11 protein-coding genes are annotated in these 11917 nt (G+C 67.5%); 3 read left to right on the top strand and 8 right to left on the bottom strand.

What is annotated here, in order from left to right:
* Window positions 1–46 precede the first annotated feature (46 nt).
* On the top strand, window positions 47–1267 hold the full coding sequence (locus tag HWX22_RS28715) for a CaiB/BaiF CoA-transferase family protein (protein ID WP_059697813.1): 1221 nt from the start codon (window positions 47–49) through the stop codon (window positions 1265–1267).
* Window positions 1268–1360: 93 nt separating this feature from the next.
* Here HWX22_RS28715 and HWX22_RS28710 read toward each other — a convergent pair whose 3' ends face one another.
* Complete coding sequence (locus HWX22_RS28710; RefSeq protein WP_175916856.1) at window positions 1361–1915, bottom strand: alpha/beta hydrolase; 555 nt, start codon at window positions 1913–1915, stop codon at window positions 1361–1363.
* A 169-nt stretch (window positions 1916–2084) separates the two neighbouring features.
* A complete protein-coding gene (locus HWX22_RS28705) occupies window positions 2085–2294 on the bottom strand; it encodes an ornithine acetyltransferase (protein ID WP_006497729.1) in 210 nt (69 codons plus the stop codon).
* 253 nt (window positions 2295–2547) lie between these two features.
* On the opposite strand from HWX22_RS28705, the gene HWX22_RS28700 reads away from it, so the two are divergent.
* Window positions 2548–4257, top strand: a complete 1710-nt coding sequence (locus tag HWX22_RS28700) for a glutamine--tRNA ligase/YqeY domain fusion protein (protein ID WP_175916855.1) — start codon at window positions 2548–2550, stop codon at window positions 4255–4257.
* Between the two features lie 114 nt (window positions 4258–4371).
* Here HWX22_RS28700 and HWX22_RS28695 read toward each other — a convergent pair whose 3' ends face one another.
* The 3 genes from HWX22_RS28695 to HWX22_RS28685 form a co-directional block, all read right to left on the bottom strand.
* On the bottom strand, window positions 4372–4842 hold the full coding sequence (locus tag HWX22_RS28695; RefSeq protein ID WP_059524067.1) for an NUDIX hydrolase: 471 nt from the start codon (window positions 4840–4842) through the stop codon (window positions 4372–4374).
* An 11-nt stretch (window positions 4843–4853) separates the two neighbouring features.
* Entirely contained in the window at window positions 4854–5240 is a 387-nt protein-coding gene (locus tag HWX22_RS28690; protein ID WP_059524065.1) for a hypothetical protein, read from the bottom strand.
* A 112-nt stretch (window positions 5241–5352) separates the two neighbouring features.
* Entirely contained in the window at window positions 5353–6711 is a 1359-nt protein-coding gene (locus HWX22_RS28685) for a cytochrome c peroxidase (protein ID WP_175916854.1), read from the bottom strand.
* A gap of 222 nt (window positions 6712–6933) precedes the next feature.
* On the opposite strand from HWX22_RS28685, the gene HWX22_RS28680 reads away from it, so the two are divergent.
* On the top strand, window positions 6934–8520 hold the full coding sequence (locus HWX22_RS28680; RefSeq protein ID WP_175916853.1) for an acid phosphatase: 1587 nt from the start codon (window positions 6934–6936) through the stop codon (window positions 8518–8520).
* A gap of 105 nt (window positions 8521–8625) precedes the next feature.
* Here HWX22_RS28680 and HWX22_RS28675 read toward each other — a convergent pair whose 3' ends face one another.
* The 3 genes from HWX22_RS28675 to HWX22_RS28665 are packed head-to-tail and all read right to left on the bottom strand — an operon-like array spanning window position 8626 to window position 11722.
* A complete protein-coding gene (locus HWX22_RS28675) occupies window positions 8626–10116 on the bottom strand; it encodes an alginate export family protein (RefSeq protein ID WP_175908148.1) in 1491 nt (496 codons plus the stop codon).
* Window positions 10113–10811 (bottom strand): DUF1275 family protein, encoded by a 699-nt coding sequence (locus HWX22_RS28670; RefSeq protein WP_175908146.1) that lies wholly within the window; start codon window positions 10809–10811, stop codon window positions 10113–10115. Before HWX22_RS28670 ends, HWX22_RS28675 begins: the two co-directional genes overlap by 4 nt.
* Window positions 10808–11722, bottom strand: coding sequence for a glyoxalase (locus HWX22_RS28665; RefSeq protein WP_175908144.1), 915 nt, complete (start codon window positions 11720–11722; stop codon window positions 10808–10810). The genes HWX22_RS28670 and HWX22_RS28665 overlap by 4 nt, the downstream gene beginning before the upstream one ends.
* Window positions 11723–11917: the final 195 nt, after the last annotated feature.

The raw sequence follows: 11917 nt of genomic DNA, 5'->3' as shown, positions 1-11917 counted from the left end.
CCGCCTTGCCCCGGCCGGGCGAGCCATGAAAGGAGACGATTCGACGATGGGTGCCCTGAGCCATATCCGCGTGCTTGACCTGACCCGCGTGCTCGCGGGCCCGTGGTGCGCGCAGACGCTCGCCGACTTCGGCGCGGACGTGATCAAGGTCGAGCGCCCCGGCGCGGGCGACGACACGCGCCACTGGGGGCCGCCGTACCTGAAGGACGCGAACGGCGACGATACGGCGGAGGCCGCGTATTACCTCGCGGCGAACCGCAACAAACGCTCGGTGACGGTCGACATCGCGACGCCGGAAGGCCAGCAGATCGTGCGCGAGCTCGCCGCGCAGAGCGACGTCGTGCTCGAGAACTACAAGGTCGGGCAGTTGAAGAAGTACGGGCTCGATTACGAATCGCTGCGCGCGGTGAAGCCCGATCTCGTCTACTGCTCGGTCACGGGCTTCGGCCAGACGGGCCCGTACGCGCACCGCGCGGGCTACGACTTCATCGTCCAGGGAATCGGCGGCTTCATGAGCATCACCGGCGAGCGCGACAGCGAGCCGGGCGGCGGCCCGCAGAAAGCCGGCGTCGCGATCGCCGATCTCGCGACGGGCCTCTACTCGACGATCGCGGTGCTCGCCGCGCTCGCGCACCGCGACCGCACGGGCGAAGGCCAGTACATCGACATGGCGCTGCTCGACGTGCAGGTCGCGCTGCTCGCGAACATGAACACCAACTTCCTCGCGAGCGGCAAGCCGCCGGTGCGCTGGGGCAACGCGCATCCGAACATCGTGCCGTACCAGACGTTCCAGACGCGCGACGGCTGGATCATCGTCGCGGTCGGCAACGACGGGCAGTTCCGCAAGTTCGTCGAGGCCGGCGGCCGGCCCGAGCTGGCCGACGACGAACGGTTCGCGACCAACCCGTCGCGCGTGCGCCATCGCGACACGCTGGTGCCGATACTCGCGGAGATGGTGAAGACGCGCGGCAAGGCCGACTGGATCGGCGCGCTCGAAGCGGCCGGCGTGCCGTGCGGGCCGATCAACGAACTCGACGAGGTGTTCGACAACGAGCAGGTGGTCGCGCGCGGGATGCAGGTGTCGCTGCCGCACCCGTGCGGCGCGGACGTGAAGCTCGTGCGCAATCCGATCCGGATGAGCGCGACGCCGCCCGACGCGCGCACCGCCCCGCCGCTGCTCGGCGCGCAGACGGAAGACGTACTGCGCGACATGCTCGGCTACGACGAGGCGCGCATTGCGGCGCTGAAGGCGAAGCAGGCGATCTGAACCGACCCGGACGAGCGCGCCGCGACGCCTTCGGGCGCACGCGGCGGCGCGCCCGTGCACCGGCGGAAGCTGACGGGATCGATGGACCGACGGCTAGCGGTTAGCCGCTAGCGCATCGAGCCAGCCTCGCGCGTCGGGCCAGTCGCCGAGCCCGCTGTCCGCGTTGATGTGGCCGCGCGGGCCGAGGTCATGGAAAGTGCTGCCCCACGCGTGCGCGCAGCCGCGCGCGAACGCGATCGAGCCGTACGGATCGTCGCTGCTTGCCACCACGCAGGTCGGAAACGGCAGGCGCTCATGCGGCACCGGCCCGAAACCGTGCGCGTCGGCCGGAAACGCCGGCCCGCCCGGATCGGGCAACGCGACGAGCAACGCGCCGCGCACCTTCGCGAGCGCGGCCGGCCGCGCGTAGCGGGTCGCCCACCACGCGGTGGTCAACGTGCCGAGGCTGTGCGCGGCGATCGTCACGGGGCCCGGTGCGGCCTCGACCGCGCGGTCGAGCGCGAGACACCAGCCGTTGCGGAACGCACGGTCCCAGTCGGGCATCGCGACGCGCACGAAACGCGCGTCGGCGCGCTCCCAGCGGCTTTGCCAGTGGAGCGGACCGGAGTTGCCGTAGCCCGGCAGCACGAAAACGAGAGAATCGCTCATGGAAGGTTCGTCGACGAATGAAGTCGTTATGTGACGTCGACGAAGTGTCGCACACCCGCTCCTCCCTGATGCTGCCTGTCGAATCGCGGAATGGATGTGCGGAGCAAGAACGGGCCGTGATGCGGCAACGCCGTCACGACCAGCCGGCGCTCACGCGCGCCGGCTTCGATCAGCGCACGCCGGCGCCGACCAGGCCGCCTGCCGCGGCGCCGGCAACCGTGCCGACCGGGCCGCCCGTGATCAGGTAGCCGAGCGCGCCGCCCGCGGCCGCGCCGATACCGGCGTTACGTTGCGTATGCGTCATCGCGCATGCGCCGAGTTGCGACAGGGCCGCGACGATTACCGCGGTACGAACGAGAAAAGTGGTCTTCTTCATCATGATTGTTGGTGTCCTCCCGCCAGCAAAAAATACGAATGGCGGCATTGAATCGGTAAAGCCATCATAGGAAACGCCGAATGCGCCGGGCAATCCGATTTACGTCGTGTTACAGCCGACACACAATCGAGATATTGCGGTTCCGCACCGCGAACCGGCCCGCCCGGTGGCGCAACCCGCGCGGGACGGACCCCGGTCAGGTAGAATTACGGGATTAAACCGGCGCGACGCGCCGACACAACCTGACGCCAACCGCATGAGCACCGAACGCAACGACGCCCCCGCGGCTTCCAACTTCATCCGCAACATCATCGACGACGACAACCGCACCGGCAAATGGGGCGGCCGCGTCGAGACGCGCTTTCCGCCCGAGCCGAACGGCTATCTGCACATCGGCCATGCCAAGAGCATCTGCCTGAACTTCAGCGTCGCGCGCGACTACGGCGGCGTGTGCCACCTGCGCTTCGACGACACGAACCCGGAAAAGGAAAGCGTCGAATACGTCGACTCGATCGTCGACGCGGTCCGCTGGCTCGGCTTCGACTGGCGCAAGGACGCGGTCGATCACCAGTATTTCGCGAGCGACTACTACGACAAGCTGTACGAATTCGCCGAATTGCTGATCCAGCGCGGCAAGGCGTACGTCGACAGCCAGAGCGCCGAGGAAATGCGCGCGAACCGCGGCTCGCTGACCGAAGGCGGCAAGCCGTCGCCGTTCCGCGACCGTTCGCCCGACGAAAACCTCGACCTGTTCCGCCGGATGAAGGCCGGCGAGTTCAAGGAAGGCGAGCACGTGCTGCGCGCGAAGATCGACATGGCTTCGCCGAACATGAACATGCGCGACCCGGTGATCTACCGGATCCGCTACGCGCACCACTACCGCACCGGCGACGCATGGTGCGTGTATCCGATGTACGACTACACGCACTGCATCTCGGATGCGCTCGAAGGCATCACGCACTCGCTGTGCACGCTCGAGTTCGAGGATCACCGCCCGCTGTACGACTGGGTGCTGAACGAACTCGCGGACGCCGGCATGTTCACGCGTCCGCTGCCGCAACAGATCGAATTCTCGCGCCTGAACCTCACGTACGCGATCACCAGCAAGCGCAAGCTGCTGCAGCTCGTCACCGAAGGCCACGTCGAAGGCTGGGACGACCCGCGCATGCCGACCATCGTCGGGATCCGCCGCCGCGGCTTCACGCCGGAAAGCATCCACCTGTTCTGCGAGCGGATCGGCGTGACGAAGGTCGATTCGTGGATCGACATGAGCGTGTTCGAAGGCGCGCTGCGCGACGACCTCGACGACAAGGCGCCGCGCTCGGTCGCCGTGCTCGATCCGTTGAAGCTCGTGATCGACAACTACCCGGAAGACCTCGAGGAAGCGTGCACGGCCCCCGTGCATCCGCATCACCCGGAGCGCGGCGTGCGCACGTTCCCGATCTCGCGCGAGCTGTGGATCGAACGCGAGGACTTCGTCGAGAACCCGCCGAAGGGCTATTTCCGCTTGTTCCCGGGCAACAAGGTGCGCCTGCGCTACGGTTACGTGATCGAATGCACGGGCTTCGACAAGGACGCCGACGGCAACGTGACGGCCGTGCACTGCAACTACTTCCCGGACAGCAAGTCGGGCACCGAAGGCGCGAACAACTACAAGGTCAAGGGCAACATCCACTGGGTCAGCGTGAAGCATGCGCAGGCGGCCGAAGTGCGGATCTACGACCGGCTGTTCAAGGAGCCGCATCCGGACGCGGGCGGCGCGAACTTTCTCGAGGCGCTGAACCCGGATTCGAAGAAGGTCACGCAGGCCTATGTCGAACCGGGCGCCGGCGACGTCGCGCCGGAAACGCGCCTCCAGTTCGAGCGTCACGGCTATTTCGTCGCCGACCGCGTCGATTCGAAACCGGGCAAGCCCGTGTTCAACCGGATCGTCGGGCTGCGCGACAGCTGGGGCAAGCCGGCCTGACGGCGTGCTCCATGCGCGGCGCCGAGCCGGCGTCGCGTGACGATAAAAAAAACCGGCCTTCGGGCCGGTTTTTTTATTGCATGCGCGGGATCGTCGGGATCGAAGCGGCTGCGCTCACGCCCCCGCCAGCCGCCGATGCAAATCCGCGAGCGACAGCGTCGTGCGAAACAGCCGCGCGAGGCTGCGGCTCGCATACGCGTCGACGTCGCCGGGCGCGGTCCAGCGATATGCGTCCATCTCGGGAATCGGCGAGCCGTCGCGACGGCTCGGGAACAGCGACGTGCACGTGCAGTGCGCGGGATCGATCTCGTCGTCCGCGACCCGCACCGCGAACAGGTGCAGGTCCTTGTCGTGACGGTATGCGAAGCGGCCCAAGTCGAGCAGCCGCGCCGCCGCGAGTTCGATGCCGGTTTCCTCGCGCAGCTCCCGCAGCGCCGCGTCGGCCGGCGATTCGCCCGGCTCGCCCTGCCCCTTCGGAATATCCCAGTGCGTGGTGTCCGTCGCGTGCGCGAGGAACACGCGGCCAGCCCCGTCGAGAATCACGACGCCGCACGAAACCGTGCGCGGCGCACCGCTGCGCTTCATTGCTCGCGCGCTCAGCGCTTCTGCAGCTGCCACTTGCCCGCGGCGGTCTTGCAATAGACGGGCTTGAGCGTCATCGTCTGGCCCTTCGCGGAAATGTCGGTGGCGATTTCGCGGCAGGTCTTGCCGTCGTTCTCGGACGTCGACGGCGTCAGCTTCGCGTCGATCTGGGTGCCGCGACCGCTGCTCTGCCACGTCGTGGTCTCGCCGTCCTTGCCTTCGTCGCGCGCCTGCACGACGGCCTTGGCCAGCGACGCGCGGTCGGCCTTGCTGAAGTAGGCCAGCGGCGTGTCGTTCAGGAAGCCGAGGTTGCTTTGCGCGTGGGCGGGCAGCATCGCGGCTGCGCACGCGGCGCCGGCCAGCACGCGCGTGACGACGGAAAGGGATGCACGCATCGACATGTGTTGTTCTCCTTGGATGTTCGATCGAACGGCGTGGCGCACGGCCGGCACACCGGCACGCGCCACGCCCGTCAGCCAGCGAGCATAGCATGCGTGCCGCGAGGGTCGCGTTCTAGCGCGCGGCCGACGTGGCCGCCGGTTGATATCCGTCGGTCAGCGTGTTCAGGAACGCGATCACGTCCTTGATCTCGGCCGCGTTCAGCGCGGGGGCGTCGCCGCGCTTGCGGTCGAACGGCGGTTCGCGGTTGATGTTCGGCCAGTAGCGCTTCGGCAGGTCGTCGTACACCTGCACCTTGCCGTGCACGACCGGATAGAACTTCTCCGGATGGATGTCGCGCTCGACGTAGAAGCGCATCACGTCCTCGAGCGAGTGGTACACGCCGTTGTGGAAGAACGTCTTGCGCAACGCGACGTTGCGCAGCGACGGAGTGCGGAACAGCCCGCAGAATTCGTCGCGGCCCTTCAGGTCGGTGCGCTCGGGGCCGCACGCGCCGAGATCGTGGAAGCGCGGATCGCGATTGACCGGCAGCGCGCGGTTGCGCGGCACCGCGATCGCGATCAGACCGAAATCGCTGAACTGCGGCGGCCCGCCTTCGAGCGTGCGCTGGCTCACGTGACAGCTCGCGCAGTTGCCCTTCTTCTCGTCGTTGAACAGTTGCAGCCCGTGCAACTCGGCAGGCGTGAGCTGCGCGTGGCCGGCCAGATACGCGTCGTACTTGCTCGTGTACGGATCGAACAATGCAGGCTGCTGCTGGAATGCGTCGAGCGCACGCAGCACCGCACCGAAAGTTGCCTGGTCGTCGCCGAGGACCCGATCGCCGAACGCCTTGCGGAACGCATCGGCATAGGGCGCGGCACGCACCGCCTGCGCGACCCGCGCCGGCGAGCTGCTCATCTCGAATGGCGACGTGAGCGGAATGCGCGCCTGCGCATCGCGCGTGTCGACGCGACCGTCCCAGGTCAATCCGCCGGTCGGGCCTGCGTCGATGCTTTCGTCGCCTTCGTCGGGTGAATCGTGGAAGTGCTCGGTGAACGGCGGAATGCCGCGCACGTATTTCAGCGACGGCACCGCGCGAAAACCCATGCGATGCATGTCGTCGCCGCCGAGTTGCACCGACAGCGCGTTCGGCGGGCCGAACGCGTGCTCGACGCTATGACACGACGCACATGCGAGCTTGCCTGAGCCGGACAGCGACGGATCGAAGAACAATTGCTTGCCGAGCGCCGTCATCTGCTTCACGCCCTCGAATACCTGCGCGCGCGTCTGCGGCTGGCCGGCCGGCGCGACCGCCGGCGCGGCTGGAGCGGCCGGGGCGGCTTGCGCCGCCGACACGACGGAGACCGCCTGCGCGTTCGCGCCGGGCCGCGCATCGCAACCGGCGAGCGGCGCGAGCCCGCCCATCAGCGCGAGCGTCGCCGCGGCAGGGATCAACGATCGCGCGAACGCGAGGGATTTCAGAAGGCTGTGCATCGTCGTTCTTCTTGTAGCGGTGGGCAATCGGCCGGAGCTTATGTCAGTTCCGTGACCGGTGCATGACGTTCGACCGACAGTCAATTGAAAGCGCCCCTACACCCGGCTGTCAAACGGGTTCCAGATAATGCGCGCAGCCGGTCGGTGCCCCGTGGCCCCTGCTCCGGTCTGACGCCACCCGGTTCCCACACGCGACAAACGACGAATGAGAGAGAACATCGCATGAAGAAGCACGCCTGGATTCGCTACACGCCGATCGCCCTCGCGGCCGCGCTCAGCCTGACCGCCTGCGGCGGCGACGATGTCACGCAGCAAGGCCTGTCGGCCGTGAAGAACGTCGTCGTGATCTACGCGGAAAACCGCAGCTTCGACAACCTCTACGGCAACTTCCCGGGCGCGAACGGTCTGCAGAACGCAACGGCTGCGAACTCGGTGCAGAAGGATCGCGACGGCTCGACGATGGCGACGCTGCCGAAGATCTGGGGTGGTCTGACGGCAACCGGCATCACGCCCGCGGTCACCGAAGCGATGACGGCGAACCTGCCGAACGCCCCGTTCGCGATCGACGATCCCAACGGCTTCAACCAGTCGATGAGCATCGCGACGCGCGACATCGTGCACCGCTTCTACCAGGACCAGATGCAGATCGACGGCGGCAAGAACGACATGTATGCCGCATGGACCGATGCGGGCGGCCTGACGATGGGCCACTACACGCCGGATCCGTCGAAGCTGCCGCTGTGGAAGATCGCGCAGCAATACGTGCTCGCCGACAACTTCTTCATGGGCGCGTTCGGCGGCTCGTTCCTGAACCACCAGTACCTGATCTGCGCGTGCGCGCCGTTCTACGCGAACGCCGACAAGAGCCCGGCGGCCGGCAAGATCGCAGTCCTGAACGCCGACGGCAAGTCGCTGGCGGTCGCCGCGAACTCGCCGGCATCCGCGCTGAGCGGCCCGCCGAAGTTCGTCAACGACGGCGCACTGACGCCGGACTTCTACGGTGTCAACACGATGCAGCCGGCGTACCAGCCGAGCGGCAACAAGGCCGCGACGGGCGGCGACCCGCTGCTCGCCGACCCGGCCAACCCCTCGACGATGCCGCCGCAGACGGCGACCAACATCGGCGACCTGATGACCAATGCCAACGTGTCGTGGGCATGGTATAGCGGCGCATGGGGCCAGGCACTGCAGGCGAGCCAGAACGGCACGTCGAACGTGATCTACGGCGCCGACCTCTCGACGCCGAACTTCCAGCCGCACCATCAGCCGTTCAACTACTACGCGAACCAGGCACCGGGCACCGCGAACCGCGCGCAGCACCTGCTCGACGGCGGCGCGAACGGCGCGGAATTCATCAAGGCGATCGACGCGGGCGCGCTGCCGCAAGTCACGTTCTACAAGCCGCAGGGCAACCTGAACGAGCACCCGGGGTATACGGACGTCACCTCCGGCGATCAGCACATCGCGGACGTGATCGCGCACCTGCAGGCCAGCCCGCAGTGGAAGAACATGGTCGTGGTCGTCACGTACGACGAAAACGGCGGCTTCTGGGATCACGCCGCACCGCCGAGCGGCGATCGCTGGGGCCCCGGCACCCGCATTCCGGCGCTGATCGTGTCGCCGTTCGCGAAGAAGGGTTTCGTGGACCATACGCAATACGACACGGGTTCGATCCTGCGCTTCATCACGCGTCGCTTCTCGCTGCCGCGCCTCGCGGGCCTGCAGCAGCGCGACGACGCGCTGAAGGCAAATGGCGCGCAGCCGATGGGCGACCTGACGAACGCGCTCGCGCTGTCGCCGAACCTGTAACGGCATCGCGGCGAACGGGCCGGCCGCGCTGCCGGCCCGGACGAACGAAGGGCGGCCCCGCGGGGCCGCCCTTTTTGATACGCGCGCGGTTGCCGCGCGGTCGCGTCACCAACCGTACTTCAGCTCGACGCCGGCGTAGTCCGCGTTGTGCCCGCCGGCCTGCCGGATGGCATCGCCGACCTGGAAGTGCACGGCCTCGACCGAACCGATCAGGTTCGCGGCGATCGTCCAGTCCGCGCGCAGCTGCACGTACATCCCCGTCCACAGGCCACCCTTGCCTGCCGTGCCGGGCACCGCGACGTTCGGCTGCTGATAGACGGCGTCGCCGGTCGTCTCACGCCACTGGAAGCCGAGCGCACCGAGCAGCGACAGGTTCGGCGACGGCTTCAGCGTCACCGACGGCTTCACGTGGATCAGGTTCGAATAGCCCGTGTAGCCGGCCAGCGTGAAGTAATAGCCGTTCGGAAACAGCGGATTGAAGGTACCGACGCGGCCGTCGTGCGGATGCCGGTCGCCCGATGCCGCATCGAACTGCAGCGCGATGCGCGGCGACCACGGCGCATCGAGCTTGTAGCCGGCGATCGAGCCGACGGCCCACGCACCGATCGTGTCGTTACCGACCGTCCCCGTCTGCAGCATCGTCTCGAAATCCCAGTCGAAGCGGCCCTGCGTGCCCGTGTAGCGCAAGTCCCACACGTCGCGATGCTCGGGGCCGCTCGCATCGAGAAAACGCGCGTTGCTGCGGTTGTAGCGCGACCAGTAGCCCGACAGATCGCCCGGCCCGACCGACTGCCGCTCGAAGCGCACGCCGCTGAACGTGAGGTCGCGGTTCGACACGTCGTCGAACGCGGACACCGTGCGGTTCTGCACGGGCTGCGTCGCATACGCGATGAAGCGCCACTTTTGATATTCGTAGTCAGCCCACACTGCATCGAACGCCTGCCGCACGTTCGGACCGTCGCGCGTGGCGATGAAGCGCTGCAAGTCGAACGCCATTTCCTGCCGGCCGACGCGAAACTTGAACGTGCCGCCGCCGAGCGCGCCCGTGTAGGTCGCGAATGCCTGTTCGAGATCGAGCGGATTCCGGTCGACCGGCGAGATCGTGTTCTTGCCGAATGCGCGATCGTCCTGCAACTGCACGAAGAACTGCCAGTGCTGGCCCAGATGCGCATCGGCATGCACTTCGACGCGCTGGATCAGGTAGGTGTCCGATTGCGCGGAGCCGATCCCGAACAGCGGCGCGTCGTTGGTCTCCAGCCGCTCGCGCAGGTTCACGCCGAGCGATAGATAGGATGCCGGATCATTGCCGAGCGGAATGTATTTGAGCCCGTCGAGCGGCGCGCGCGGCACGCACGGATTCGCCAGCACCGACCAGTCTTCCTGCCAGCGGTTGAACAGCACCGTCGGCCGCTTCACCGTGCAGGTCGAGGCGGTTGCGTCACCGGATGTCGATGTCGACGTGGATGTCGCCGCCGATTCCGCGAACGCCGCGTCGGCGCCCGCGAGCAGCAGACCCGCGACGATCGACACGCGCGCGGCCCGCTCGAAGCGGCGGCCGTGGCGCCTCCCTTGTCTCCCCCGCGCCCGCGCGATCATGCGCGCTCCTGCGTGGCGGGTCCGGCCGCTTGCGCCGCACACAGTGCAAGGATCGCAAGCGCGCCGACGGGCACGAGCAGCGCCAGGAATCCGACATGGCGGAACCCGAGCGCACCGCCCGCCGCGCCGAGCGCGAACGCGACGATCGCCGGCAGCATCTTGCCGAAGCGCGCCCGTGCCGCCGCGCGCGCGGCGTCGGACGTGCCGGCCGACAGCAGGTCGACGACGTCGAGGATCGCTTGCGTCACGTTGCCCGTCATCACCGTATTCGGCACGCCGCCCGCGCGCGAAATCACGCGCGGATGCGCATTCTGGACGCCCATCGCGAACGTGCCGACAATGCCGGCCACGAGCGCCGGCAAGGCGTCCGGCTGCGTGACGGGCGTCGCCCACACGCCGGCCGCGCAGAAGCCGAGCAGCAGCACCGCCTGCACCGCGTGCAGCGCGCGCGCACCTTGCCACGCGGGTCGCCCGGACATCGACCGCGCGATCAGGCTCGCCGCGATCACGCCGCACACGAACGCGGGAAACACGCTGAGCTTCAGCACGACACCCTGGCCGAAGCCCGCGATGCCCGCGCCGATCAGCACGAAGTTGCCGGTCACGTGTGCAGTGAACAGCCCGAACAGCGCGACGAAGCTCAGCGTGTCGACGAAGCCGGCCACCGCGGCAAGAATCGTGTCTTCGTGCTTCATCGCGTCACGCTCGCGTGAATCTCGGCGACATAGCCACCCGGGAACTGCACGAGTGCAGCGTCGCGCCCATCCGCCGCGAACGGCGGCACGAGCACGGTCGCGCCCGCGGCTTCGGCCTTCTTCAGCGTCGCGGCGAGATCGGGCACTTCGTAGCCGGTCATCTCGCGCCCGAACGGATAAGGCAGATGGCCGTCGGTCACGAGCACGGTCATCTTGCCGAAGCCCGACTCGATGCGGATGCGGCGATACGTGTCGTTCGGACGGCCGATCTCGATGCCCGGCGCCTTCAAGTTGTCCGACACCACCTTGCCCTTCGAGAACTTGACGAAGTCGTGCACGAACTTGCGTACGCTTTGCGGCGACACGTAGACGCGGTTTTCGGGGATCGTCTGCAGCGCATCGTAGTTCGGCGTCTGCGTGTGCCAGTAGAGCTGCATCTTCACGCCGCCCGCCCACGCAATGACCGCATCACGGCCGATGGGATCCGGGAACGTGTCGACGATCACGTCGGCGCCATGCTCGCGCGCCGACTTCACGGCGACGTCCATGTCCGTGACGAGATAGCCGGTGCGCTCCGCGCAGAACGGATACGGGATCGGTGTCTTGAAGCCGAACACCGAGATCGTGCCGACGGGCGTCAACACGAGCTGCGACATCGTCTGGCTCGGTGTCGGCGTGACCTGGAACACGCCCTGCTTCGACTTGCTGCCGCCGAATGTCGCGACGAAGCTGTCGGTGAAGCGGTCGAAGTCTTCCGGTGCCACGCACACGTGCGTCGTATCGTACTGCGGACCGACGGCCACCGTGGGCGCGACGGCGGGCGGCACGGGCGGTTTCGCGAACGCGGCAGGCGCGGCGACGAGGCCGCTGGCAATCGCAAGCGCCAGCAACGCGGAACGAAGAAAGTTCATAACGGATGTCCTTGTTGTTTCATCGAATGGTGCAGCGGTTCAGGCGATCCCGGTCACTCTCGACCCGTCGCCGACCGGTTGTCGTCGACATGTCAGACCGCCCAGCACGAACAGCCGAACGCGCCCCAGAAGCCCTTCGCGTCCGACGTCGGCAATGCGCTGCCCCACGCGCTCGCATGCGCATGCTGGTGCACG

This window comes from Burkholderia sp. BCC1638 (assembly GCF_902833195.1).
In the GTDB taxonomy this organism is placed as follows: Bacteria; Pseudomonadota; Gammaproteobacteria; order Burkholderiales; family Burkholderiaceae; genus Burkholderia; species Burkholderia diffusa.
The sequence above is the reverse complement of the archived record's forward strand: the minus strand, read 5'-3'. Positions and strand labels throughout refer to the sequence as shown.